This window comes from Bradyrhizobium barranii subsp. barranii, from assembly GCF_017565645.3.
Taxonomy (GTDB): Bacteria; Pseudomonadota; Alphaproteobacteria; order Rhizobiales; family Xanthobacteraceae; genus Bradyrhizobium; species Bradyrhizobium barranii.
This window is the reverse complement of sequence record NZ_CP086136.1, coordinates 690,596-714,173: the sequence shown is the minus strand read 5'-3', so window position 1 is coordinate 714,173 and position 23,578 is coordinate 690,596. Positions and strand designations below refer to the sequence as shown.

General features: G+C 65.8%; 26 protein-coding genes. 17 read left to right on the top strand and 9 right to left on the bottom strand.

Annotation, left to right across the window (positions count from 1 at the left end; translation table 11 throughout):
* Positions 1-39 precede the first annotated feature (39 nt).
* On the top strand, positions 40-279 hold the full coding sequence (locus J4G43_RS03510; protein ID WP_166346499.1) for a DUF433 domain-containing protein: 240 nt from the start codon (positions 40-42) through the stop codon (positions 277-279).
* A complete protein-coding gene (locus J4G43_RS03505) occupies positions 276-641 on the top strand; it encodes a DUF5615 family PIN-like protein (RefSeq protein WP_208084006.1) in 366 nt (121 codons plus the stop codon). Before J4G43_RS03510 ends, J4G43_RS03505 begins: the two co-directional genes overlap by 4 nt.
* 2 nt (positions 642-643) lie before the next feature.
* On the opposite strand, the gene J4G43_RS03500 is transcribed toward J4G43_RS03505, so the two are convergent.
* Positions 644-1,318: a Crp/Fnr family transcriptional regulator gene (locus J4G43_RS03500; protein ID WP_028149299.1), complete on the bottom strand. Its 675-nt coding sequence runs from the start codon at positions 1,316-1,318 to the stop codon at positions 644-646.
* A 246-nt stretch (positions 1,319-1,564) separates the two neighbouring features.
* Here J4G43_RS03500 and J4G43_RS03495 point away from each other — a divergent pair, with 246 nt between their 5' ends.
* The 3 genes from J4G43_RS03495 to J4G43_RS03485 all read left to right on the top strand — a co-directional run bounded on the left by J4G43_RS03495 (position 1,565) and on the right by J4G43_RS03485 (position 7,393).
* Positions 1,565-3,619 carry an AsmA family protein gene (locus J4G43_RS03495; protein WP_208084005.1) on the top strand — a complete coding sequence of 685 codons (2,055 nt, stop codon included), beginning with the start codon at positions 1,565-1,567 and terminating at the stop codon, positions 3,617-3,619.
* Positions 3,620-3,866: 247 nt separating this feature from the next.
* The gene (locus J4G43_RS03490; RefSeq protein ID WP_208084004.1) at positions 3,867-6,314 is read left to right on the top strand and encodes an adenylate/guanylate cyclase domain-containing protein; all 2,448 of its coding nucleotides are present in this window, start codon (positions 3,867-3,869) and stop codon (positions 6,312-6,314) included.
* Positions 6,315-6,526: 212 nt separating this feature from the next.
* The gene (locus J4G43_RS03485; protein WP_208084003.1) at positions 6,527-7,393 is read left to right on the top strand and encodes a hypothetical protein; all 867 of its coding nucleotides are present in this window, start codon (positions 6,527-6,529) and stop codon (positions 7,391-7,393) included.
* Here J4G43_RS03485 and J4G43_RS03480 read toward each other — a convergent pair whose 3' ends face one another.
* Positions 7,394-8,674: a Spy/CpxP family protein refolding chaperone gene (locus J4G43_RS03480; protein ID WP_208089234.1), complete on the bottom strand. Its 1,281-nt coding sequence runs from the start codon at positions 8,672-8,674 to the stop codon at positions 7,394-7,396.
* A 142-nt stretch (positions 8,675-8,816) separates the two neighbouring features.
* A complete protein-coding gene (locus J4G43_RS03475; RefSeq protein ID WP_208084002.1) occupies positions 8,817-9,833 on the bottom strand; it encodes a LysM peptidoglycan-binding domain-containing protein in 1,017 nt (338 codons plus the stop codon).
* A gap of 187 nt (positions 9,834-10,020) precedes the next feature.
* Here J4G43_RS03475 and J4G43_RS03470 point away from each other — a divergent pair, with 187 nt between their 5' ends.
* From J4G43_RS03470 to J4G43_RS03460, 3 genes are all read left to right on the top strand, one after another.
* Positions 10,021-10,185, top strand: coding sequence for a hypothetical protein (locus tag J4G43_RS03470; RefSeq protein ID WP_225004597.1), 165 nt, complete (start codon positions 10,021-10,023; stop codon positions 10,183-10,185).
* Complete coding sequence (locus J4G43_RS03465; protein ID WP_225004594.1) at positions 10,182-10,715, top strand: hypothetical protein; 534 nt, start codon at positions 10,182-10,184, stop codon at positions 10,713-10,715. Before J4G43_RS03470 ends, J4G43_RS03465 begins: the two co-directional genes overlap by 4 nt.
* Before the next feature lie 158 nt (positions 10,716-10,873).
* On the top strand, positions 10,874-13,537 hold the full coding sequence (locus J4G43_RS03460) for a bifunctional diguanylate cyclase/phosphodiesterase (protein ID WP_208084001.1): 2,664 nt from the start codon (positions 10,874-10,876) through the stop codon (positions 13,535-13,537).
* Positions 13,538-13,572: 35 nt separating this feature from the next.
* Here J4G43_RS03460 and J4G43_RS03455 read toward each other — a convergent pair whose 3' ends face one another.
* Positions 13,573-13,914, bottom strand: coding sequence for a hypothetical protein (locus tag J4G43_RS03455; RefSeq protein ID WP_208089604.1), 342 nt, complete (start codon positions 13,912-13,914; stop codon positions 13,573-13,575).
* A gap of 352 nt (positions 13,915-14,266) precedes the next feature.
* Here J4G43_RS03455 and J4G43_RS03450 point away from each other — a divergent pair, with 352 nt between their 5' ends.
* The 3 genes from J4G43_RS03450 (at position 14,267) to J4G43_RS03440 (ending at position 15,218) form a co-directional block, all read left to right on the top strand.
* A complete protein-coding gene (locus tag J4G43_RS03450) occupies positions 14,267-14,533 on the top strand; it encodes a hypothetical protein (RefSeq protein WP_085403708.1) in 267 nt (88 codons plus the stop codon).
* Positions 14,526-14,822 (top strand): hypothetical protein, encoded by a 297-nt coding sequence (locus tag J4G43_RS03445; protein WP_028149307.1) that lies wholly within the window; start codon positions 14,526-14,528, stop codon positions 14,820-14,822. The genes J4G43_RS03450 and J4G43_RS03445 overlap by 8 nt, the downstream gene beginning before the upstream one ends.
* Before the next feature lie 117 nt (positions 14,823-14,939).
* Positions 14,940-15,218, top strand: a complete 279-nt coding sequence (locus J4G43_RS03440; RefSeq protein ID WP_028149308.1) for a DUF1488 family protein — start codon at positions 14,940-14,942, stop codon at positions 15,216-15,218.
* Here J4G43_RS03440 and rpsU read toward each other — a convergent pair.
* Positions 15,208-15,489, bottom strand: a complete 282-nt coding sequence (rpsU, locus tag J4G43_RS03435) for a 30S ribosomal protein S21 (protein WP_063980487.1) — start codon at positions 15,487-15,489, stop codon at positions 15,208-15,210. The genes J4G43_RS03440 and rpsU overlap by 11 nt on opposite strands.
* A gap of 186 nt (positions 15,490-15,675) precedes the next feature.
* Complete coding sequence (locus tag J4G43_RS03430) at positions 15,676-16,002, bottom strand: hypothetical protein (RefSeq protein ID WP_208084000.1); 327 nt, start codon at positions 16,000-16,002, stop codon at positions 15,676-15,678.
* On the opposite strand from J4G43_RS03430, the gene J4G43_RS03425 reads away from it, so the two are divergent.
* A complete protein-coding gene (locus J4G43_RS03425; RefSeq protein WP_028149310.1) occupies positions 15,962-16,204 on the top strand; it encodes a hypothetical protein in 243 nt (80 codons plus the stop codon). The two genes, J4G43_RS03430 and J4G43_RS03425, sit on opposite strands and share 41 nt — an antisense overlap.
* Positions 16,205-16,286: 82 nt before the next feature.
* Here the strand turns inward: J4G43_RS03425 and J4G43_RS55255 are convergent, their stop codons facing one another.
* The gene (locus tag J4G43_RS55255; protein ID WP_256376446.1) at positions 16,287-16,409 is read right to left on the bottom strand and encodes a hypothetical protein; all 123 of its coding nucleotides are present in this window, start codon (positions 16,407-16,409) and stop codon (positions 16,287-16,289) included.
* 86 nt (positions 16,410-16,495) lie between these two features.
* Positions 16,496-16,672: a hypothetical protein gene (locus tag J4G43_RS03420; RefSeq protein WP_155794778.1), complete on the bottom strand. Its 177-nt coding sequence runs from the start codon at positions 16,670-16,672 to the stop codon at positions 16,496-16,498.
* A 143-nt stretch (positions 16,673-16,815) separates the two neighbouring features.
* Here J4G43_RS03420 and J4G43_RS03415 point away from each other — a divergent pair, with 143 nt between their 5' ends.
* The 3 genes from J4G43_RS03415 to J4G43_RS03405 all read left to right on the top strand — a co-directional run bounded on the left by J4G43_RS03415 (position 16,816) and on the right by J4G43_RS03405 (position 19,427).
* On the top strand, positions 16,816-16,953 hold the full coding sequence (locus J4G43_RS03415; RefSeq protein ID WP_175627410.1) for a hypothetical protein: 138 nt from the start codon (positions 16,816-16,818) through the stop codon (positions 16,951-16,953).
* A 123-nt stretch (positions 16,954-17,076) separates the two neighbouring features.
* Positions 17,077-18,192, top strand: a complete 1,116-nt coding sequence (locus J4G43_RS03410; RefSeq protein ID WP_208083999.1) for a lactonase family protein — start codon at positions 17,077-17,079, stop codon at positions 18,190-18,192.
* Positions 18,193-18,539: 347 nt separating this feature from the next.
* Entirely contained in the window at positions 18,540-19,427 is an 888-nt protein-coding gene (locus tag J4G43_RS03405) for an efflux RND transporter periplasmic adaptor subunit (protein ID WP_028149312.1), read from the top strand.
* A gap of 260 nt (positions 19,428-19,687) precedes the next feature.
* Here the strand turns inward: J4G43_RS03405 and J4G43_RS03400 are convergent, their stop codons facing one another.
* Entirely contained in the window at positions 19,688-20,539 is an 852-nt protein-coding gene (locus J4G43_RS03400) for a caspase family protein (protein ID WP_208083998.1), read from the bottom strand.
* A gap of 421 nt (positions 20,540-20,960) precedes the next feature.
* On the opposite strand from J4G43_RS03400, the gene J4G43_RS03395 reads away from it, so the two are divergent.
* Entirely contained in the window at positions 20,961-22,688 is a 1,728-nt protein-coding gene (locus J4G43_RS03395; protein ID WP_208083997.1) for a hypothetical protein, read from the top strand.
* Positions 22,689-22,834: 146 nt separating this feature from the next.
* Positions 22,835-23,560: a thermonuclease family protein gene (locus J4G43_RS03390; RefSeq protein ID WP_071908582.1), complete on the top strand. Its 726-nt coding sequence runs from the start codon at positions 22,835-22,837 to the stop codon at positions 23,558-23,560.
* The last annotated feature ends 18 nt before the right edge of the window (positions 23,561-23,578 follow it).

The window sequence follows — 23,578 nt, the reverse complement described above, 5'->3', positions numbered from 1 at the left end:
GTACTGGCGAAGGGCACCCCGAGGCGCTATGTTACTCCAATGACTTTCACGCGCATCACGATCGACCCCGCAGTCTGCACCGGCAAGCCCTGTATTCGCGGGCTGCGGTTTCCGGTCGCACGACTACTTGGCCTGTTGGCGGCGGGCGAGACTCGAGAATCCGTTTTGAATAATTACCCGTATCTCGAGCGCGAAGACATCGACGAAGCATTGCGCTACGCGGCCCTCCTTGCCGAGGATGAAGCCGTCGAGCTGCATCCCATCGTTCCGGCAAAGTGAAATTCCTCATCGACATGCCCCTTTCGCCAGTGCTGTCGCACTGGCTGACAGAGAGGGGGCATGATGCCGTCCACGCCTCCGTGATCGGGCTTCACGCTGCGAGTGACGTTGAAATCATCGATCGCGCCAGGCAGGAGGCGCGCACGGTCGTCACGGCGGATCTCGATTATCCTCGCCTGCTCGCAACCGCGGGCAGCGACAGCCCAAGTCTCATTCTTTTTCGAGGCGGCGACTGGACAGAGGTCGCCGTCCGGACCCGCCTGGCGGAGGTTCTATCCGCCCTGACCGAGGACGAAATCCAGGGCAGCATCATCACCATCGACCGGGATCGTGTCCGCCGGCGCAGGCTCCCGATCAGTTGACCCTACTCGTTCCGCGCGATCGCCGTCAGCTTGGTCATGTTCCGCAGCAGGATGCGGCCGCGCTGGAGATCGAGGATCGCTTCCTTGCGCCAGGCCTGAAGCTGGCGGTTGACGCTCTCGCGGGCCGCGCCGACGAAGATGCCGAGCTGCTCCTGCGAGATGTGGACCTCCGAGCCGAAATCGGCGGCGAGCGCGCAGAGCCGCCGCGCCAGCCGCACCGGCAGCGGTTGCAGCATGGATTCTTCCATGCGCTCGCTCTGCCAGCGGATGCGCTGGCACAGCAGCGCGATGATCTTGATCGCGACCTTCGGCTCGCGTTCGAGGAAGCTGAGAAAATCTTCGCGCCGCAGCACGAACAATTCACTGGCTTCGCCTGCGGTCGCATCCGCAGTCCGGCTCTGGCCGTCCAGCACCGCGACCTCGCCGAACAGGTCGCCCGGCCCCATGAAGTTCAGGGTCAGACGGCTGCCGTCGGAGACGCCGGTCTCGATACGGACTTGGCCCCGGCGCACGCCGAACAGCGCGTCCCCCGCATCGCCCTTCTGGAACAGCACCTCGCCATTCCCCAGATGCTGGGTGTGGCAGAGATTCGACAGCCGCTGGAGCTCGTCTGCGCCGAGATCGGCGAACATCGCGTTCATCTTCAGGATGACCGCAAATTCGGCCTGCTTGCTCATTTCAATGTCCTTGTGAATTTCCTTAGCCAGTTTCCCTGGCAAATCGCTTGGAACCATCAAATCAGGATCGCGTAATACCGCGCCGGCGAAGTGTGTCATAAGTCACATAACTTTGCAGCCCCCCTGACTATTTTTACGTGCTTGGAGCCGCTTCCCGTCCGGGGATAAACTCAGGCGCAAAGGACGGATGCATAGGACGGTCATCTGCGGGATTCGCCGCCGATTGTCCGTCGTTGGAAAGTCGACATGAGAGCAGTGAAATTCGCCGGCGCGGCGATAGCCGCCGTCATCATCGTGATCGGGCTTCTCCTCGTGGTCAGGATTCCCTCGGGATTCCTGACCACGACGATTGCCTCGCGGGTCGAGAGCGCGACCGGCTATCGCCTGTCCATCGACGGCACCACGAAGATCAGCCTGTGGCCGACGCTGAACGTCACGCTCAACGATCTCACGCTTCAGGACCCGAAGGACCGCAGCGGCATCACGCGCCTGACGGTCGACAGCGTGCAGGCCGACATGTCGCTCTCGAGCGTATGGTCGGGCAGCCCGAAGATCAGCGAACTCGTCGTCACCCATCCCGTGCTCCACCAGCCGCTGCTGCGTGAGCGACTGCCGAATGCAGGCACCGCGTCGAAGCCGCTGGCGCTCGACACCGGTGGTGCGACCATCGACCGCGTCAAGGTCATCGACGGTGAAGTCGCATTCGCGCGCGTGCGCGACCGTGTCGAGGGCCGCATCAGCGCCATCAACGCCGACGCCGTCGTTGGCCGCGACCGCAAGGTCGACATCGCCGGCACCGCGCGCGTCGGCGATCACCCGACCAAGTTCGACATCAAGGCGTCGACGCCGGCGCCGCCAGCCGACCGGCCGACCATTCCGGTGGATTTCGCCATCGACATGCCCGATGTGCTGAAATCCCAGCTCACCGGTCATGCCGAGATGCGGCTGAGCGGCGATGTCGTGATGATCAACGGCGTGAACGGCAGGCTCGGCGACGGGGCCTTCAACGGCTGGGCCTCGGTCGATATTGCGAGCAAGCCTCTGGTCAAGGTCGATCTCGACTTCCAGCGGCTCGCGATTCCGGTGGCGAAATCGCCGGAGGGCACGTCGGGACAGCCCTGGAGCGATGCACCGATCGACGTGTCCGGGCTCAATTATGTCGACGCACAGATCAGGATCTCCGCGAACGAGGCCGTGATCGGCGATGCGCGCCTCGCGCCGCTGGCACTCGATGCGAAGCTCGCCGGCGGCGTGCTGAAGGCCGGCACCGCCAATCTCGGCGCCTATGACGGCCAGGTCTCGGGCGAGGTGATCCTGGATGCCACAAGCGGTGCGCCGAGCTTTGCCATGCATTCCGATCTCGTCGGCGTGCGCGCATTGCCGCTGCTCCAGGGCCTTGCCGAGTTCGACCGGATCGACGGCAAGCTGCAGGCCAAGCTGGCGCTGCGCAGCGCCGGCACCAGCCAGCGCGCGCTGATGGCGAACATGCAGGGCACGGCCTTCGTCAATTTCCAGGACGGCGCCATCCGCGGCATCAACATCGCGCAGATGATCCGCTCGCTGACATCGGGCACGCTGTCCGGCTGGCAGGACAGTGAGGCCCAGAGCACGGATCTGTCGCAGCTCTCGGCGTCCTTCCGGATCGACAAGGGTCAGGCGGTGACGACCGATCTCAATCTGATCGGACCGCTGGTGCGCGTGACCGGCGCCGGCACCATCGCCCTCGACACCAAGATGATGGGTTTTCGCGTCGAGCCGAAGCTCGTGATGACCACCGAAGGCCAGGGCCGCGCGTCGGAGCCGGTCGGCTTCGGCATTCCCGTGATGATCCAGGGCAGCTGGTCGCAGCCGCGGATCTACCCCGACATGGCCGGCATGCTGGACAATCCGGACGCCGCCTATGCCAAGCTGCGCGAGATGGGCAAGGGCCTGTTCGGCCCTGACGGCGCCGGGCTCGGCAATCTCCTGGGCAGCCTCGGGTTGGGCGGCGCCGCCGCGCCGGGCAGCGGCAACGCGGCCGGCAATGCCAATCCGCAAACCCAGCAGCCGGGACAGAACAACCCGCTCGGCGGCCCGCTGGGCGAGGCGATCGGCAATTTGATCCAGCAGGGGCTTTCCGGCGGCGCGGGGACCAGCACCGGCACCGGCCGCAGCCGCGGCCTGCCGGCAACACCGTCCACCCCCGCTCCGCAGGCTTCTCCCGCGCCCCCGGCCCAGGCTCCGGTCCAAGACGACCCGGCGGTGGTGCAGCAGGACAGCCAGCCGATGAACGACGTGCTGCGACAGCTCTTTAATCGATGATTGGCCGACCAACGTACTGGACTCCACGCCAATCCTTACATCGGCCTCCCGGTCCGCCGCTTCATCCGAAGGGATGAGGCCGCGACAATTCACGACCCTTCCGGCCCAGCCCGCCCTCGACAGCGGGTAACCACGCTGGCCGGTCCACAGGTCGCGGGACGGTCCCGTGGCCCGAATTGTGGTAGAAGGGCGCCTGGACCGGTACGGCCCGTAGCGCCGGCGTCGATGACGGCGCGAGAGGATCTGGATGGCGGGAGCGAAAGACAAGACACGGTTTCTGCGCGAGGGCCTGTTCGCCAAGTACGTCGTCTCCCTCGTCGGCCTCGTCGTGTTTGTCCTCGCCGTCAACGGCGCGATGGAGACCTGGATCTCCTATCGCGCCACCAAGACCCAGCTGACCGACGGGCTCGACGACAAGGCGCAAGGAGCCGCCCGGCGGATCGAGCAGTCGATCTCCGAGCTCGAGCGCCAGATCAGCTGGGTGACGCGGGCAAGCCAGGACACGCTCGAGAAGCGCCGCGCCGACTACGCATCGCTCCTGCACCAGGTCTCAGTCGTCAATCAGCTGTTCCAGCTCAACGGCGAGGGACGCGAGGTGCTGCGCGTCTCGCGCCAGACGACCACGACCGGCGGCAATGCCGACCTCTCCCGCGACATGCGCTTCACCGATACGGTTGCCCGCGGCGTCAGCTACGCGCCGGCCTGGTTCTCCGACCGGACGCCGATGATGTCGATCTCGGTGGCGCATTCCGGCTTCAATGCCGGCGTCACCGTGGCCGAAATCGACCTCAGCTTCCTCTCCGACTTCCTGTCCGACGCCCAGGTCGGCAAGGCCGCGTTCGCCTATGTGGTCGATCCGCGCGGCCGCGTGCTGGCGACGTCGTCGAAAGGGCCCGATGTCGGCAAGGACCTGTCGAAGCTGCCGCAGGTGGCGGCGGCGATTGCGCCCGGCCGCGAGCCCGACACTTCGGGCACCGACTTCAACGGCCATGCGGTGATGAGCGCCGCCAGCACCGTGCCGAAGCTCGGCTGGAACGTGATGTTCGAGCAGCCGACGACGCAGGCGTTGATGCCGATCCGCGACCAGCTCGTGCGCATCGCGCTGTTGATCGGCATGGGCCTGATGGTCGCGATCCTCGCCGGCACGCTGCTCGCCCGCCGCATGATCATCCCGATCACGGCGCTGCGCGACGGCGCGCACAAGCTCGGCGAAGGCGATTTCAGCCACCGCATCGACGTCCACACCTCCGACGAGCTGGAAGACCTCGCCGGCCAGTTCAACCGCATGGCCGGCCAGCTCCAGGAAACCTATTCGGACCTGGAGACCAAGGTCGAGGAGCGCACCCGCGATCTCGCGCAGTCGATCAACGAGCTCAAGGCGCTGGAAGAGGTCGGCCGTGCGGTCGCCTCCTCGCTCGATTCCAACGCCGTGCTGCCGACCATCGCGGCGCGCGCGATCGAGATCACCCATGCTGATGCGGTGCTGATCTACGGCTTCGATGCCGAGACGCGCAGCTTCAACCTGATCGAATCCAACGGCATCGACAAATCGGCCGACGGCGCGCATGTCACGATCCAGCAGGGTGCGAACATCCTGAGCGATGCCGCCGAGAGCGGCGAACCGATCGCGATTGCCGATCTCGACCGGGCCTCCGAGCAGCCGCTGCGCGACGTCGCGGTCGATGCCGGCTTCCACTCGGTGCTGGTGGTGCCGCTGGTGGACCAGCAGGGCACGCTCGGCTCGCTGGTGGTGCTGCGCCGGGCCGGCGGCGAGTTCGGCGGAAGCCTCACCGGCCTGATGCGCACCTTTGCCAACCAGGCCGTGCTGGCGATGCGCAACGCGCGGCTGTTCACCGAGGTCGATCACAAGGGCCGCGAGCTCGCCGTGGCGCATAACACCGTGCAGCAGCAGGCGGCCAAGCTCCAGGAGCAGACCGAGCAGCTTCGCAACTGGAACCGCTCACTGGAAGAGCGCGTCGAGAAGCAGCTCGGCGAGATCAGCCGCATCAAGCGGCTCGAACGCTTTCTCGCGCCGCAGGTCGCCCAGCTCATCGCTTCATCGGATGGTCATGACTCGCTGCTCGACAGCCATCGCCGCGAGGTCACCGTGCTGTTCTGCGATTTGCGCGGCTTCACCGCCTTCACCGAGGCGACCGAGCCGGAAGAGGCGATGAACGTGCTGCGCGAATATCACGCAGCGCTCGGCAAGCTGATCTTCAAATACGAGGGCACGCTCGACAAATATGCCGGCGACGGCGTGATGATCCTGTTCAACGCGCCGATCCAGTTCGAGGACCACACGCGGCGCGCGGTGCAGATGGCAGTGGAGATGCGCGACACGATCGGCCCGCTGACCGAGAAGTGGCGCAACCGCGGGCACACGCTCGGCTTCGGCATCGGCATCGCGCTCGGCTATGCCACGCTCGGCCAGGTCGGCTTCGAGCAGCGGCTGGAATATGCCGCGATCGGCAGCGTCACCAACCTCGCCTCGCGTCTCTGCGACGAAGCCAAGGCCAACCAGATCGTGGTCAGCCGCCGCGTCTACGGCATCGTCGAGCCCTGGGTCGAAGCCCGCGCGCTCGACGACCTCGTGCTCAAGGGGTTCAACCACCCCGTGCTGGCGATGGAAATTTTGTCCTGGCGCGAGCAAGTGGAGAACGTGGTGGATGCGTCCGCAGCGCGGCGGAGAGGGTAGCCAACAACAAAAACCGCGAAAACAACCCCATGCACAGTAGGCGGGGACTGTCGGATCAATGACTTACGCGGGTGCCGGAGCGGTTTGACACGTCGGGCAAAACACCGGCAGGATGGTATCATCTCCCACACCGCGCCCACGAACCACATCCCTCCTCCCCGCGACTAACCATCGCCTCGATGGCGAGGCGAGAATCCGGATGGGAGACGATCGTGGCGTTTGCCTTGCCTTCGCGCGCGTATGATTTGCAGATGCTGGACCGTCCCGCTGATCGTGCGCGCGATCAGGGTTGGGTCTTTGGCCTGCCGCCGGGCATCAGCAGCGAGCAATGGCCGCTCGATCCCGTCACCGGCTTTCCGCTGATGCACGGTTTTACGTTGAAGCTGCCGGACGACTATCGCGTGCATGGCGAGGACATCGTCGCGGTCTCGTTCTTCGCCACCGCGCCCGATCACAATGACGGCGGGGCGCCCGATGATCCCGAGATTCGCGAGGCCGTGGCGGCGCGACCAGCGCATCCGCGGCTTTCGCGCATGACCGACATTCTCGACTACGAATATGCCGCGTTGCTGCTGACCAAAGCCGAATATGAGGGCGCGTTCGCGGCGCCACCGGCACCGCTTCCGCTTGCGACAGCAGATCGGCCACGCTGGCTCGACGTCGGCGGCGCCAGCGCCTTCTTCGAGGCCGCCGCGCCTTACGCAAAAAAGCTGTTTGCCGCGCAGCCGCGCGCCGATCTCAGCGAGACCCGCGCGATCGCGCTCGTGCCGCGCGCGACCGATCCCAATGCCGGCAAGGGCCCGCAGGACGAGCACACAAGGCAAAACCCGCCGACCGGTTATCAGCCCTACTATTACTATGTCGGCGGCGTGCCGAGCCGCGACAATTTCCGGCTGCACGACTGGGGCAAGGATCACGCGCACAACCATCTCGGCGGCACCATGCGGCCGTGCCAGGCCGTGCCGGAGATGAGCCCGTTCTACATCGAGTTCGAGGAATATTTCGGCGGCTACAATTTCGGCGGCGGCAACGCGCAGCTCGACTTCAAGGACATGAAGTTCGACTGGGCGTGCGGCTGATCACGCTCCGCGCTTCGGCCCGATCGCCTCGAAGCCGGCCTTCTGCTCGTCGCTCAAGTCCGCCTCGAAATCGTCGAGCGCGTCGCCGACGCCCTTCACCGCCTGCAGCATCGTCTCCAGCCGCACCTTCACGGCGGTGAGGCGGGCCTGTGGCGTGGGCTCGGCCTTGAGCTCGGTCTTGGACGGGCAGGCACTCAGCGTCTCCATGGTGCGCAGCGTGGTGTCCTGGAGCACCTCCAACCGGGCGCGAGCTGTGTCGTCAAGCCTCAGCGTGGACGCTATCTCGCCGGCGGGCCATTGCTGCTGCATGAGCTGCTCGTATTGCCGCTGCGCCTGAACATCATAGCGGGGATCGTAACCGGCCTCGCAGGCGGCTGGCGCCTGCGCGTCCTTGCGCTGGCCGGCCGCAAGCGCGGCACGGCGCTCATTGGCCAGCGCGTCGAGCTTTGCCTTCTGGCCGGCATCGAGGAGATCGACGAACTTTGCGAGCGGCGGCGCGAGCGCATCCGTCGCCTTGATCATGGCCGCGAGGCGCGTCTGCATCAGGCCGAGGCGCTCCGCGGCGGTCGCGGGGGCCTGCGTCGGGCAGGCCGTGCGAATGGTGTAGCGCGCAGCCAGCCATGCGGTCGCGAGCTCATCGAGCGCTGTGCGCTGCAATTCGTTCGGCTGCACCAGGGCGACGATACGGTCGACGGGCAGGCCGCCGGTGTCGCTGGCATCGCAAACGGCCTCGACCGAAGGGACCTTTCGCGCGCGCCTGCCTTGCGGCGCTGTGTAGGCGGCGAACTCCGTGGCCGCATAGGGCGCGAAGATCGCGGCGTAGATGTCGCCATAGCCATAGAGCGAGAGACTGGTCGTATCGCCCAGGATGATTGCGGTGGTGAGGTCGTCATGCGCGAACGGCCAGAACACCGGGCCCGCCCAGCCATAGCTGCCATCGGGGTGGCGCCACCAGCCCTGCGGGCGGCGGCCACCGTGCCAGCCCGACAGCGCAGCTTGCGCCGTGAGCGCCGCACGCAGGATGTAGGGGTTGGCCGGCTGGCCGCGTTCGGCGCCGCGAGGATCCTGCGACCTCAGCGCGGCGGAGCGGTATCGGCCGCCCCGTACCGCCATGCGCGCATGGCGCAGGCGTGTCATGCCGATCACGTGGCCGACGGCAAAGCGCGCGACACCGAGCGGGCCGCCGCGCAATCCGAACTGCGCCTCGGCTTTATTCGGCAGCAGCACTGCCGCAATCATGAGAGCAGCGCCCGCCAGCGCCAGTCCCATGCGTCCGGACATGAAAGCGGACCTGACCACCTCGGCCTCCTCCCAGCGCCAAGCGCGCAGTGGGTCGCATCACAAAGACGCGCTGGGGAACCGAATGTTCCGGAGAGACGAAGGGCAAAGCGTCGCAACGCGCACCGGCGTTGCCGATGCGACCTCAATCCGCCTTCCGCGGCACCACAAAAGTCTGGCCGGGATAGATCAGGTTGGGGTTGTGGATCTTGCCCCGGTTAGCGTTGAAGATCACCGCGTAGTGGGCGCCGTCACCGTAAGCGAGCTTGCTGAGAGCCCACAGGCTGTCGCCGCGGGAGATCACCCGGTTGCCGCCTGCTTCGGCCGGTGGACCGCTGATGATTTCCGCCGGCGAGGCCGATGCAACGGTCGTGGCCGCGGGCGCCCGCGCCATGACCCTGGGTTTCGGTGCCCCGATAAATCTCGGCTGAACCGTGGGCCTGTCATGCGCCGATGCCTGGCGCGCCGATGCCGACGGCAGGGATGCCACGACATCAGACTTGTCGTCGGGCTTCTCGGCGTGCTTCGGCGCTTGGGCCGGCTCCTGCCTCGCGACCCGCGCGGGCGGCGGAGCAGCTTCGGCGATGGTCACCGGCATGCTGCGGCCCGACTGCGTCACGGTACCGTCAGGCGCTTTCGCCCGCAGGGTCAGCTCATAGGAGCCGGCGGGAAGCTGCGGCGGGGTCATCACGAACTGGCCCGAGGCATCGGCGACAACCGTATCGAGCGGCTTGCCGTCGCGCAGCAGCTCGACCTGTGCACCCGGCGCGGCCCGACCCGCGATCACCGCCGCCTCGCCGTGATCGTCGACGCGCGCGACGTCGAACCGCGGGCCGGCATCGGTCGTGGCCGCCGGCGGCTTGGCCGGCACGAGATCGGCCAGCGCCGTGGCCTGCTTCTGCGTCTCGGCCAGCGCATCGACCTTCGGCGCGGAGGCCGGGGGCGCCGATGGCGCGGCGGCGAGCTTTGGCTCGTCCAGCTTCGGCTCTGGCTTGGTCTCCGCTTTGGCTTCGGGCTTTGCCTCCGGCTTGGCGGCGACGGCGATCTCGGTCTGCGCGCCGCCCGGCAGCAGGCGGCGCAGCTCGGTGGGACCGATCACCAGCAGGGTGCCGCCCACCGCGAGCAGGCAGAATGCAATGAAGGCCTTGGAAGCGGTGATCATCAGACAATGAACCCTTGGGTCGCAAATCAACCGAGGCCGGCAAATTGCGCCGATTTGGCTGCGTCAGCAAGTCGATCATTGGGATGATGCACCTTTCGTTCCGGCACGCCCGGCGTGAACCGGCGGGGCACCGACGGCGTCAAATCACCGAGGCCGCATCGCGGTCATTTCTTGAGGATTTTTTTCCGTGACCGCATTTTGCCGTCCCGCACCATGGCTGGCGCTTGTCCTGACACTGGCCGCCTCTCCGGCGCTCGCCGCATCCGGCCCGCCGCCGAACTACATCCTCACCAACAATGCCGGCCTCGCCTTCACCTCGCCGATGGCGCCACCAGGATCGAGCAGTACATGAAGGACGGCGGGGATTGGGACGTTAAATGGCAGGTCTGGGCTCGCCGCGGCGAGCAGATGACGGAGCTGAAGCCCGAGCAGGGCTACGGGGCCGGCTTCCGCTTCACCAGCGACTCGCAATGGCTGGTTCGGATGCAGAAGACCGGCTCGGGCGAGCAGGACCTCTATCTCTACCATGTAGAGAAGGGCGCCTTCGCGAGCGCGACCAAGAAGCCGCTCAGCGATCTCGCCTGGGCCTATTTCTACGGCCGGCCGGAGACGAAGAGGTTCGCCAAGCTCGACTTCCACATCTCGGCCAATCTCATGGAGGGTACGGAAGAGGCCTATCGCTCGCTCGGCATGGACTGGCCCAACAACCGCTACCTCGTGATCTCGCTGTCGGGCGAATATGACAATCATCCCAAGAACGTCGCCATGAAGGGACTGGGCGGCTGGCATTGCCGCTATGATCTCGAGACCGGAAAGTTTGACGTGCCCGAGACGTTCGCCAAGAAGAATGCGGAAGCCTTGAGGTGGGAAATCCGCCGGTGATCCACCGGAATCGCGTCACCGTAACCCCGGCCTGCGGAGCTCTCGCCGATCGAGGGAAACCAACCCTCTGATTCCGTTCCGATTCATGTTTTCCTAACCCTTACTGGTAACGGGCTCTTGTCGGTTTTGCTGCATCTTGCATCCCACGGGAGGGCTGGATGGGCACATCAATCCGATGGACCACGCGCATGCGCGCGTTGCTCCGCCGTTGGCAGGGCGCGCCGCTGACGTGGCTGATCGCCGGCGGCTTCGTGCTGATGGTCGCGATGGCCATCGGCACCGCGCTCACCGTCGATCGTTTCCGGCAAAATGCAATCGAGAGCGGCCGCGACAGCCTGGAAAACTCCGTGCGCATGCTCGCCCGGCATTTCGACCGCGAATTCGCCGACTTTGCGGTGCTACAGAAGAGCGTCATCGCCGAGCTTGAAAGTCACGGCATCGCATCCGCCGATCTCTTCCGCAGCGAGATGGCCACGCTGGCCATGCACGAGGTGCTGCGCGCCAAAGCCAGCGGCTGGTCCGACGTCGCCGGCGCCAACGTGTTCGATTCCAACGGCGTGCTGATCAACTCGTCGCGGCGCTGGCCGGTCGCCGATATTTCGGTTGCCGACCGCGGCTACTTCAATCGCCTCAGGAACGATCCGGCCTCGCAGGAAGAGATCGAGGTCGTGCCCGGCCGGTTCGGCAACGGAGCTGCGATCGTGTTCGCCCGGCGCGTCTCCGGTCCCCACGGCGAATTCCTCGGCATGGTGTCGCGGGCCATTTCGCCGGAGCAGCTCGAATCCTTCTTCGCCTCGGCCGGGCTCGGCGAGGAATCCTCGATCGCGATGCACCACCAGAATGGCCAGCTGCTCGCGCGCGTTCCGCATGTCGACGCGATGATCGGACAGAATTTTCGCAACGGCACGCGCGAGCAGATGGCGGTGTTCGAGCGCACCTTCGTCACGACGCAGCTCGCCAGCCCGATCGACGGCAAGGACCGCATCGTCGCCGCGCGCCTCCTGACCGGCGAGCCGCTGGTCGTGGTCGCGACCAAATCGCTGGACGCGACGCTGGCCACCTGGCGGACGCAGACAAAATTCTTCGTCGCCGTCGCCGTGCTGTCGATCGGCCTGCTCGTGCTCACGCTGTTCCTGATCTTCCGCCAGATGACGCGCAGGCTCGCCGCGGAGAAGCAGCAGCTCGACACCGCGATGAACACCATGACGCAAGGCCTGTTGATGTTCGACCAGGACGAGCGGCTGATCGTCTGCAACCGGCGCTACATCGAGATGTACGGACTGTCGGCCGACGTGGTGAAGCCCGGCGCCTATTTCCGCGACGTGATCCAGCATCGCTATGACACCGGATCGTTCCACGGTGACGTCGCGTCCTATTGCGACGACATTCTGAGCAATACCGGGCGAACCCAGAGCGCCGTCGTCGAGACCGCGGACGGCCGCCTGATCGAGATCAAGAACCAGCCCGGTGCCGCCGGCGGCTGGCTCGCGACCCACGACGACGTCACCGAGCGCATCCGCGCCGACGAGCGCATCGCGCATATGGCGCATTACGACGCGCTGACCGACCTGCCCAACCGCGTGCTGATGCGCGGCCATCTGGAGCGCCGCATCGCGGAGCTTGCCCAGGGCCAGCCGTTCGCGATCCTCTACATCGACGTCGACGAGTTCAAGGGCGTCAACGATTCGCTCGGCCACGAGGTCGGCGACGAGCTGCTCCGCCAGGTCGCCAACCGCCTGCGCGCCTGCGTCAGCGGCAACGACCTCGTTGCGCGGCTCGGCGGCGACGAATTCGCCATCGTCAAGGCCGGCACCAGCGACCGGGCCGAGCTGACGGCGCTGGCTGAAAATATCCTGAAAGCGCTGCGTACGCCTGTGGACTGCAAGGGCCAGGAGATCCCGACCGATGCCAGCATCGGCATCGCGATCGCGCCGGATCACGGCGACAATCTCGACGACCTGCTCAAGCGCGCCGATCTCGCGATGTATGCAGCGAAGTCCGAGGGCCGCCGCACCTTCCGCCTCTTCGTGCCCGAATACGACGCCAAGGCGCGGCTGCGCCGCCAGCTCGAGCTCGACCTGCGCCAGGCCCTCGCCCGCGGCGAGTTCGAGGTGCACTACCAGCCGCTGGTCGATCTCGCGGCCGATGTGGTCAACGGCTGCGAAGCGCTGCTGCGCTGGCGCCATCCCGAGCGCGGCATGATCTCGCCCGCCGACTTCATTCCGGTCGCGGAAGAGACCGGACTGATCGGCGAGATCGGCGAATGGGTGCTGAAGCAGGCCTGCACCGAGGCCGCGAGCTGGCCCGGCGATATCCACGTCGCGGTCAACGTCTCGCCGGTGCAGTTCCGCGCCAGGACGCTGGCGCTCAAGGTTGCAGCCGCGCTCGCGGAGTCAGGACTTGCGCCCGGACGGCTCGAGCTCGAGGTCACCGAGACCGTGCTCATCCGCGACGACGAGGAGGCGCTGACGATCCTCCAGCAGCTGCGCGAGCTCGGCGTACGCATCGCGCTCGACGATTTCGGCACCGGCTATTCGTCGCTGAGCTATCTGCACCGCTTCCCGTTCGACAAGATCAAGATCGACCGCAGCTTCATCAGCGACATCGGCCAGTCCGAGGATTCCTCTCCGATCGTGCAGGCGGTGGTGCACATGGCCGCCGCCCGCCACATGGCGACGACGGCCGAAGGCGTCGAGACCGAAGCCCAGCGCGAGGTGCTGCGGCAGCTCGGATGCAGCCAGATGCAGGGCTGGCTGTTCAGCCCCGCCGTGCCGGCGGCGAAGCTGAGGCAACTGTTGTCGGCGCAGGCGGTGGCGGCTTAGCGCGGCCAGTCACCCCATCCCTCGCCGACGCCTCGCTACTTCTTCTTCGCCGGTCCGAAATCCGGTTGCCAGGCGGCTTCCTTGCGGCTCGGCGCCGCCGCGATCACCTTGGATTTTTCCTTCTTCGGCTTCTTGGTTTCGCGATTACCGCGTTGCTGGCCCTTTGCCATGTCGCTCTCCGTTGGTTCGAGCTCGTCGAGCTCATCCGATTGCAGCAGCCGTCCACGAGGGGTGCAGACCCTGACGTCCATGTAGCCTTCGCGCAGCAGTTTTCGAGCGAGGCGCAGCGCGAACGTCGCCTTGCCGCGACCGAGATTGGAGCTGCCGTATTCGTTGGTCCCGCTGACCAGATACGGCACAATTGTTGCCCTAGCCATTGAAGATGGCGGCCGCGCCGACGAGAAGCAGAAGAAACCGCGGAACCATCACCGGCGGCACGATCCGATCCGCGATGCGAACGCACGCCATCGAACGCTCCTGCGAAGCCTTCGGCGGGAGCACACGTGCCCCTCAGTCACCGGTCGAAGCCGTTGAGACGTGCGGTGATGGCAGCGACCCTACGCCCGCACCGAGCCAATAGCGAGGGTTAAAATGCTGCGGAAACAATGGCTGCTGTGACATCGTCGCTTGCCGGCCCGGCGACGATAGTACTGGCTATTGCCGCGGCGAGCGCGCATGGTCGTGACGGCCGGCACCGGTTGGGGCTTCACTTGCGAAAGGCAGGCGTGCATGACCATCCGCTCGCGGCGTGAAACCGTCACCTTCAGGCATCCGTTCCGCATCCGCGGCGTCGAGCGCATGTTGCCAGCCGGCGCCTATGAGGTCGTCACTGACGAGGAGGCGATCGAGGGCCTGACCTTCGCGGCCTATCGCCGCGTTGCCACGATGATCACCGTGCCCGCCGAAGGTCCCCGCGGAACCATGGAGATGCTGTCGATCGGCTCGGTCGATCTTGCGAACGCGCAGGCCGCAGACGCGAGCGTGGCGAATGACTGACCGCACCGTCGATCTCGACAAGCACCGCGGCATGGCTGCGCAGAAGGCGACAGACCTGCGCCGCGCGCTGGCCGAGGTCGAGGCCAATGTCAGGGAGCTGCGCGAGCGCGAGGCCGATCTCGAGAACCGCATGATGACGGTGCCCGCCACGTCCTGGCCGGAGGCGGCGGTGAAGGCGCGCCATCTGCTCAACCTCTATGCTGCGAGCCTGCCCGCCGAGGACACACGCCACCGCGCGCTGGTGGCGGCGCTGCTGGACGATTTCGTCCGGCTGTCGGGGGATGACTGAGGCAAACGACGACCGCCTGCAGTCTCGACGCGCGCCATGCTCCGGCCAGCCGGGAATCCGGCGGCGATGATTTGAGGGACAATCATGCCAAGAAGCAATCAGGTGACGGAGTAAGCCATGACATTGACCAGCGGCCGCTTTATCGGCCACGAATACGATCGGATGATCGTCCGGTTCTCGATGCATGACGGCGCCAGGGAGATTCCTTGCGCAATCTCGACCTCGGCGATGGACTACCTCGAGCCCAGCCCGCAGGTCAGGCCCGAGCAACGTGAGGCCCAGTTCACTCGCCTGCGGGATCGCATCGAAGCACGCGCGGCGAGCAAATATCGCGCGACGGAGTTCGAAGGCACGCCGCCCGGCATCGTGCTGCGAGGCATCGACTTCAGGCTATAGGGACCCGAGCCTTGACATCCGGCAGGGGCGGCTTGCGCTCAAAAGGCTTCTTCTTCGGCGGCGCGGGCAGCAATCCTTCGCGGATCGCCTGCTTCCGCGCGAGCTTGCGGGCGCGTCGAACGGCCTCGGATTTCTCGCGAGTCTTTCTCTCCGAGGGCTTTTCGTAGGAACGCCGCTGTTTCATTTCCCGGAAGACGCCCTCGCGTTGCATCTTCTTCTTGAGAACACGGAGTGCCTGCTCGATATTGTTGTCTCTGACGAGTACCTGCAATCGATCCTCCTCCTCGCTTGGGGCTGCAAATGCGACACGCCCTGCATGGCAGCCAATTGCGCAGGAGCTTCATTGCGAATTTTGAGGATAGCGCTGCGACATTCGTCGCCAGCTTCGGACAAGTCGATGCGCTTGTCACAGCGATGCAACTTCGCGTTGGCACGTGACCACTCTCATGCAGCCCTGTCAATCGATAAAGCCTTGGCCGCACCTCGACCGGATCGCGTGAAGCCCCTCGATCGAGGCGCTGGAGCTGCTTGGCTGAGCCAAATCGGCCTTGCCGTCCTTGCAGAAAATTGAACGGAACATATATCGAGGGCGTTCGATCAGCCGCTGTGCGTTGTTGAATGCGCCTGCGGGCACCTTTTCCAAAGACATCGACGGAGTTGAAAGTGTTCGCGCGATTGTCGCGCGCCAGCCCGTTCGATCCCCGGATCGAGCGGGTTTTGCCGGTTGCACAACGGAGTGAAGCATGAGCGCCAGGAAATCCGCCGAGCTGTCACCCGAAAGCATCGCGCGCTCCAATCGCAGGCGCCTCGCCGCCGAAGAAGGAGCGCTTGCACTGGCAGACGTCGAAAGGCAGTCCATCGAGATTCGCAAGAACATGGCGCGGCTTCGAGAGGCACGCGAGGCCAAGCAAGCGGCTGACGCAGCCCTTCAGGCGGCCTTGCCGGCGCCCGCGGTCAGGAAGCGCGCGAGCAGAGCGGCGCGATAGCCGTCTTCGACGCCGCGGCGGACCAGCCACCGCTGCCCGCGAACGGGTCACCCCCTGGAGATCGGGCCTCAGGCGCGCGGGCTCACTTCGCCTGCTTTGCCGCCCGGATCTCGGCGAACTCGGCGTCGGGATGGGTGACGATGGTGGTGAACATGATGCCGCTGATGATGAGCGACCAAGCGGTGTTCCAATAAATCCAAAACACGTGCCAGCCTCCGGTTCGACCTCGTCCGCTTGCGGGATCAGCATAACGGCAAGGCGAGGCTGATGTTCCCGGCGCGAAATACAGCGCTATTTCTGTTTGGTCGGCGGCGGCGTGCGATCGGTTTGGCCGGTGTGGCGCTTTGCGACGACGTCCTCATCGCGCGGACCCTCGCGCGGGCGCGGCGGCGGCTTGGGCTGGCCTTTCTGGCCGCCATGCTTGCCGCCCATGTCGGGCTTGCCTTCGAGGTCGTTTTCACGCGGCATATGGGTCAATGCACTCCCGCGGCATTGGTTCGCAATGCCGATGCGATGTTGTGCCTGTGAACGAGTTCATAGGATCGTCGCCGTTTGCAGTGCACGATCATGTGCGGGCCCCGGGGTTTCAAACAACGGATGGACTTGGCTTGATGCGGAAACGATTGGTCGCCTGGACCATTTTGACCTGCGCGCTGCTGGCGGTGGCCGTGTGGGGCCTGCTCGGGGCACCCAACACTGCGTCCGGCCCGCATCTGCCCTCCCGCAGCCAGACGGCCGCAGTGCGGTAGCCACCGCGCGACCGATACAATTTCGGCATCGATCGATCTTCAACCGGAACTTGGTACGGCGGCACGGCTCCCGCTATCCTCCGGACAAAACGACAAGGCCGTAACGCTGTAAGGAGGAGCCCCATGCCGAGACCGACACGCCGCATCGCGCCACGCGCTGCGATCGCCACCACCCTCGCCTTCCTAACCCTCGTTTCTGGAGTCCGCCCCGGCATGGCCGAGACCTTCGCCTATGTCGGCAACGCCGACAGCAACGACATCAGCGTGTTCAAGCTGGCCGAGAGCGGCGAGATGACACCGGTGCAGACCGCCGCCTTCACCGGCGTCGACAAGCCCGGCTCCTCGACACCACTCGCGATCACGCCCGACCACCGCGTGCTGATTGCCGGCGTGCGCTCGCAGCCATTCCTCGCGGTGAGCTTTGCGATCGATCCCAAGACGGGCCAGCTCAGCCCTCTCGGCAATGGTCCGCTTGCCGACAGCATGGCGAACATCGCCGTCGACAGCACTGGCAAATTCCTGTTCAGCGCCTCCTATGGCGGCAACAAGGTCGCGCTGAATCCGCTCAGCCCGAACGGCGTCGCCGGCGAGCCGAAGCAGGTGATTCCGACCGGGCTGAATGCGCACGCCTTCCTGCCCTCGCCCGACAACCGCTTCGTGTTCGCGACCAATCTCGGTTCGGATCAGGTGCTGACCTTCGCGTTCGATGCAGTCGCGGGCACACTGACGCCGAGCGATCCGCCGGTGACCAAGGTGCCGGAGAAATCGGGTCCGCGGCACTTCGTGTTTCATCCCAACGGCAAGTTCGTCTATCTCGTCCATGAACTGAACGGCGACGTCGCAGCGTTCAGCTATGAGGCCAAGAGCGGCGCATGGGACGAGATCCAGCGCACCACCGCGCTGCCGGAAGGCTTTACTGGCAAGCCCTGGGCCGCCGACATCCACATCACCCCGGACGGCCGCTTCCTCTACGCCTCCGAGCGCACCACCAACACGCTCGCCGGCTACAAGGTCGACGCAACAAGCGGCAAGCTGACCACGATCGGCAGCGTGCCGACGGAGAAGCAGCCGCGCGGCTTCCACATCGATCCATCGGGGCGTTACCTCGCCGCGGTCGGCGAGCTCTCCGACAGCATGACGGTCTATGCGATCGACCAGAGCAGCGGCGCGCTCGCCAAGCTGAAATCCTATCCCACCGGCAAGAAGCCGAACTGGGTGGAGTTCTTGAGCCTGCCGTGAGGCTACTTTCCTACCCTCCCCTGGAGGGGTCCGAGACGAGCGTAGCTCGCTCGTGGGTCGCTAGGCATTGAGCGAAGCGAAATGCATAGCGGGGTGGGGTGACGGTGCCTCCACGTCCGACAGTCCCCGAGTGGAGAGATCACCCCACCCCGCTCGCGCTGCGCGCGATCGACCCTCCCCCTCCAGGGGAGGGTAAGAGACAACGAACCTCTTGGCTCGCGCCACGACTAATCTACCAAGCGGCATCGCGCCGCCTGCGCTGCGGCATTCTCATCCGGCCGGCCCATGGTCCGCCGCGGTTGCTTCTGCTAACGATGAGGCCGTCAAGGCCCCAACCGGAATGACCGATGCGTCCATTGCCTGCGCGTTCCTTTCCCAAAAAACTCGTTGCTCTCGCCGGACTGGTTCTGCTGTCCGCCCAGCCCGCGCGCGCCGCCGATGACGACGCGCCCAAGGGGCCCGCGGTCACGGTGCTGAAGGTCGCAAAATCCTGCTTCTCCGACATCGTCGAGGCCACCGGCACGATCATCGCGCGCGAGGAGACCTCCGTGCGGCCGGAACGTCCCGGCCTGAAGGTCACGGACGTGCTGGCGGAGGCCGGCGACACCACCACGGCCGGCCAGGTGCTGGCGCGGCTGGCGCTGCCCGAGGGCGGCACGCTTCAGGTCACCGCCCCCGTGGCGGGCGTGATCGCGACGTCGACCGCGCAGATCGGCAACCTCGCCTCGGCCAAGGGCGAGGCGCTGTTCACGATCGTGGCGCGCAGCGAATATGATCTCGTCGGCCTGGTCGCAACCACCGATATCCGGAAGCTCGCAGTCGGGCAGCAGGCGACCGTGCGCATTGCCGGCGCGGGCGATCTCGACGGCAAGGTCCGCCGTATCGGACCGACCGTCGAGCCGAACATCCAGCAGGGCATGGTCTATATCGGGATCTCCTCGCAGAAGCGGCTGCTGCTGAACGCGAGCGGGCGCGCGCTGATCAAGACCGGGCAGAGCTGCAACGTCGCGGTGCCCCTGACCTCGGTGCAGTACTCCACCGCCGGCACCGTGGTGCAGGTGATCCGCCGCAACCGCGTCGAGACCAAGCGGGTCGAGATCGGGCTGATGTCGGGCGGCAATATCGAGGTTCGCGACGGCCTCAACGAAGGCGATATCGTCGTCGCCCGCGCCGGCGCGATCCTGCGCGAAGGCGATCCGGTGCGCCCGGTGATGGCCACGGAAGCCGCGAAGTAAGTCTCGCCTCAACCGTCATTGCGAGCGAAGCGAAGCAATCCAGAATCTTTCCGCGGAGAGACCCTGGATTGCTTCGCTGCGCTCGCAATGACGATGTGGGGGCAGAGGTGCGTTACACACGCATACCGTAGGGTGAGCAAAGCGACTTGTCCGCCATAGCTCGGCGAGCGAAGGCGGAAGCGTGCCCACGTTTTCTATCGAAATCTTGGAGAGATGGCGGGCACGGCGCTTTGCGCCTTTGCCCACCCTACAATTTACGGCTAGCCGCCGGCTGCTTCGCCGAAATGGACGTCCTCGAGCAGCGAGGAGGAGATGGTCGGGACCTGGTCACCTTCGGAGGCGCGGGAGATGGCGACGCGGGTCTTGTTGAAGACGCTTTCGGCGCTGCCCTGCGCATTGAGGTTGGTGAGGAACTCGCCGACCAGCACGCTGTGCTCGCCCTTGCCGTCGTCGACGACCTTGCCGGGCGAAGCCGAGGAAAGGATCAACGCGTTGTCCGTCGCGCTGATCGGCGCGAGGCCGTGGCTGTAGGAGCGGAAGCGGCGCTCGTAGGGGTTACGGCGGGAGGCATCGACGACGACGAGCTTGGCCTTGGCGCCCTGCTCCTTCATCATGTCGAGAACGCCGTCGATGGACACGCCCTGGCGGCGGACGTCGCTTTCCTTCCAGATCACGGCATCGACCGGCAGCATGTAGCTCTCGCGGCCGGCCTGCACGCCGTAGCCGCCGAAGAACAGCATGACGACGGTGTCGCGCTTGATCCCGGACTTCAGGCGGTTGACGGCGCGGACCATGTCGTCCTTGGTCGCGTCTTCCACCATATCGACGTCAAAGCCGTTCTTGCGGAGCGACGAGGACAGCGCGCGGGCGTCGTTGATCGACTGCGTCAGCGGCGCGCTGGCGTCGGGATAATGTCCATTGCCGATGACGAGGGCGAGGCGGGACGACTGGCCGATCGAGCCGGTGACCTCGTCGGTCGCCACGGCCTTGGCGGCATCGATCGCGCGCATGTTGAGGGCAGCATGGGCGCCGATCACGAGCGACACCGTGCCGATGAGGGCTGCGGCCACCGCGATCGTGCGTCTGGAAAGCTCGAGCTGCCTTACATTCATCTCGGTTCGTTCCTGTGCCAAAGACCAGCCAAGCGCGCGCACAATGTTTGAGTAGCGCGATGGTGGCTTCAGGTTTGAGGGATTGGCCGGGGATGTGCCCCCGAACTGCGCGCAATTTGCGGCGCCGCACCAAACAAAACCTTAACCGGATATCTCCTCCCCGGCAATAGATCGCCCAAAATTTGAGCTAAGTGACTGAAGATATTGGCTAATCATCCGAGCGGAATTTGCACGTTTTTTCGTCGCGAGCCCCTTGTAACGGCCTTAATCATGCAGCTCCCGTGCCGGGTTTTTCCGTGACCGCCATCACATTTGTATTTCCTGCGAATCCGGGTAGCTTTTTCAAAGACTTGGAGGGGGTGGCGCGCAGATGGGAGCGCGCCGGCCGGCCCCCGGCCAAAGCCCCGCGACCAGGTATTTCATGAGCTTTCATTATTTTGCCGGCGCCGCCTGCCGGGCGCTGACGGCGCGAAAAGACGGCCCCTCGCTTTACGACGTCTGCGATCCCGTATTGTCGGGCCCAGCCAGCGGCGACCCGCATCTGGCCAAGTTCTACAAGACCGCGCTCGGCAATCCCGCATTGCGGATCCTGCTCCGCCGCGCCGGGCTGCCCGAGTTGCGCGACGAGGCGAAGCTGACCCGGCTTCGCACGGCGCTGGTGCGGGCGCGCGACGACGCCGAGCCCGACTGGGCGGCGGTCGGCCAGCCCGTCGCCGATCTCGTCGACAGCATCGCGCTCGACCATCCGAAACCGCCGCCGGCGATATTCACCGGCCTAGCGCCGCAACAAGCGCAGATCGACGGCGTGATCCGCGACTGCGCGCAGCATCTGCTCGGCTCGTACCGCAAGAACGGCTTCCTGCCGACCTATGCCGCCTTCAACCTGATCGGCGACCCCGATGTCCGTGGGCGCGAGCTGACCATGGCGCTGACGGGGCTGAACGCGCGCGGTTACAAGAACTCCTCGCTGCTGTTCAACCTCGCCCGCGTCTTCATCGCGCGCTCACAGGCAGCGGCCGTCGTCAATCCGCCCTGGAGTGGCATTGCCGAGCCGATGTGGGAGCCGGTGCAGATCCGACACCGCTCGGCCTATTACGACGCGTTCTTCATCGAGGCGCTGCTGAGCTATGTCGAGACCGGGCTCGCCTCGCCGGCCGACAAGATTGCATCCGAGCGTGCGATCGCCGACATGGTCGATTTCTGCGTCAACATAAGCCGCGAAGAGGTCGAGGGTATCGACGGCACGCGCTTCAATGTCATCACCGCGCTCGCGCCGGCGCCGCATCCGCGCTTCTCCCGCTTCTTCGCCCAGATCAAGCAGGACCTCGGCTTCGGCGTCTATGTGCCGGATTGCGACACCACGGCGTGCTCGATCTCGGCAGCGACGCAAGCCGGCTGCATCGATCCGATCATCGACCAGCCGCTGCTTGACTTCTATTCGGGCTATCAGGTGCTCGCCGGCCTCAACGAACCGCGCGTGACCGTGCCGCTCAACGACAACATCGACTACGAGGGCGGCGTCGCGACCTGGATCGATAACCTCAAAGGCGAGCGGCCCTACGGCAACGATCTCGATCCGACGCTCAATCTCGACATTCTCGAGGTCAGCTTCCGCAACCTCGCGCGCTGGAAGATTTTGGAGACGCCGGCGCGGCTGGCGACGGTGCATCGCATCATCGGCTTCCAGAAGCGGCTCGCCGCCAGCGGTGCCTTCGCCAATCCGCGCTCGCACATCTATTATCTGCCCGAGCTCTACAGCGCCTATTTCGGCCGCTGCTACGCGGCTTTCCTGGCGCTGCCGCTGGCGGCGCAGGCGGCGATCGACCCCGACGGCGATTTCGATTTCATCCGCCATCGCGTGCTCTCCTACGTCAAGGGCGAGCTGATGGCCGGGGAGATGAACGTGTTCGACGCGGCGCTGGCGCTGATCGCGCTTGGCCATCTCGGCGCCGACCCGCGCGCCTTCGCGCCTGCGCTGAACGTGATCGTCGCGAGCCTCGGCGAAGGCGGCCGCCGCGGCCCGTTCCGCGCCTATGAATGGAACAAGATGAAGACGCCGACGCGGATTCTCGTCGGCGGTCCTGAGGTGACGTCGGCCTTCGTGCTGATGGGGCTGGCGGTGGCGAAGCGGGCGATGGCGCGGGGGTGACGATGGTCTCGTGCCCCGGACACGAGAGCCCCCGCCACAATGACGGGAAGTTGAAAGCTCAATCGTTAGGCATATGCTGGCCGGGCGGCCAAAAGCCGACCACAATTGCGCGGCTTATCGAGATTGTCCTGAACACGCGGACCGGCATGTTGCGAAAATTCCTGATTGCGCTGTCTTTGCTCGCCATCCCCTCGCTGGCCCAGGCCGCCGACATCACCGGCACCGCAAAGGTCCGCTCCGGCGATTCCGTCCTGATCGGGAACACGCGGGTCCGGCTCGGCGGCATCGACGCGCCCGCGGTCGACCAGCTCTGCCTCAACACAAAAACCGAGCGCTGGACCTGCGGCATCGCGGCGCGCGACGAGCTCGCCAAATACACCGAGGGCAAGAACTGGGTCTGCCACGCCCGCGCGATCGACCGGCGCGGCCGCACCGTGGCGCGCTGTGAGGTCGGCGGCGAGGACATCCAGAAATGGCTGGTGCGCAGCGGCTGGGCACTCGCCTACACCCGCGTCTCTCACGACTACGAACCCGACGAGGCGGCCGCGCGCGAGGCCAAGGCCGGCATGTGGCAAGGCGCCTTCATCGCGCCATGGGACTGGCGCGTCCGCAACAAGAAGACCACCATCCTGGGCGCGACCAAGCCGCCCGAGGGCGCGCATGCGGTGCTGCTCGCCTCGGCCTCCGGGCCGGTCGCGCCCTCGCCGGACTGCACTATCAAGGGCAACGTCAACACCGCCGGCGAGTGCATCTATCACCAGCCGACCAGCCGCTGGTACACCCAGATCAAGATGAAGATCAGCAAGGGCACCCGCTGGTTCTGCTCGGTGGAAGAGGCCGAAGCCGCCGGCTGCCGCGAGACCAAGAGATGAGCCCCAGACCTGCGTTTT

Coding starts and splice junctions, on each gene's coding strand:
- J4G43_RS03510 (WP_166346499.1), top strand. CDS start 40: ATGACTTTCACGCGCATCACGATCGACCCCGCAGTCTGCACCGGCAAG.
- J4G43_RS03500 (WP_028149299.1), bottom strand. CDS start 1,318: ATGAGCAAGCAGGCCGAATTTGCGGTCATCCTGAAGATGAACGCGATG.
- J4G43_RS03495 (WP_208084005.1), top strand. CDS start 1,565: ATGAGAGCAGTGAAATTCGCCGGCGCGGCGATAGCCGCCGTCATCATC.
- J4G43_RS03490 (WP_208084004.1), top strand. CDS start 3,867: ATGGCGGGAGCGAAAGACAAGACACGGTTTCTGCGCGAGGGCCTGTTC.
- J4G43_RS03480 (WP_208089234.1), bottom strand. CDS start 8,674: ATGTCCGGACGCATGGGACTGGCGCTGGCGGGCGCTGCTCTCATGATT.
- J4G43_RS03475 (WP_208084002.1), bottom strand. CDS start 9,833: ATGATCACCGCTTCCAAGGCCTTCATTGCATTCTGCCTGCTCGCGGTG.
- J4G43_RS03465 (WP_225004594.1), top strand. CDS start 10,182: ATGAAGGACGGCGGGGATTGGGACGTTAAATGGCAGGTCTGGGCTCGC.
- J4G43_RS03460 (WP_208084001.1), top strand. CDS start 10,874: ATGGGCACATCAATCCGATGGACCACGCGCATGCGCGCGTTGCTCCGC.
- J4G43_RS03455 (WP_208089604.1), bottom strand. CDS start 13,914: ATGGCTAGGGCAACAATTGTGCCGTATCTGGTCAGCGGGACCAACGAA.
- J4G43_RS03450 (WP_085403708.1), top strand. CDS start 14,267: ATGACCATCCGCTCGCGGCGTGAAACCGTCACCTTCAGGCATCCGTTC.
- J4G43_RS03445 (WP_028149307.1), top strand. CDS start 14,526: ATGACTGACCGCACCGTCGATCTCGACAAGCACCGCGGCATGGCTGCG.
- J4G43_RS03440 (WP_028149308.1), top strand. CDS start 14,940: ATGACATTGACCAGCGGCCGCTTTATCGGCCACGAATACGATCGGATG.
- J4G43_RS03425 (WP_028149310.1), top strand. CDS start 15,962: ATGAGCGCCAGGAAATCCGCCGAGCTGTCACCCGAAAGCATCGCGCGC.
- J4G43_RS03430 (WP_208084000.1), bottom strand. CDS start 16,002: ATGCTTTCGGGTGACAGCTCGGCGGATTTCCTGGCGCTCATGCTTCAC.
- J4G43_RS03420 (WP_155794778.1), bottom strand. CDS start 16,672: ATGCCGCGTGAAAACGACCTCGAAGGCAAGCCCGACATGGGCGGCAAG.
- J4G43_RS03415 (WP_175627410.1), top strand. CDS start 16,816: ATGCGGAAACGATTGGTCGCCTGGACCATTTTGACCTGCGCGCTGCTG.
- J4G43_RS03410 (WP_208083999.1), top strand. CDS start 17,077: ATGCCGAGACCGACACGCCGCATCGCGCCACGCGCTGCGATCGCCACC.
- J4G43_RS03405 (WP_028149312.1), top strand. CDS start 18,540: ATGCGTCCATTGCCTGCGCGTTCCTTTCCCAAAAAACTCGTTGCTCTC.
- J4G43_RS03400 (WP_208083998.1), bottom strand. CDS start 20,539: ATGAATGTAAGGCAGCTCGAGCTTTCCAGACGCACGATCGCGGTGGCC.
- J4G43_RS03395 (WP_208083997.1), top strand. CDS start 20,961: ATGAGCTTTCATTATTTTGCCGGCGCCGCCTGCCGGGCGCTGACGGCG.
- J4G43_RS03390 (WP_071908582.1), top strand. CDS start 22,835: ATGTTGCGAAAATTCCTGATTGCGCTGTCTTTGCTCGCCATCCCCTCG.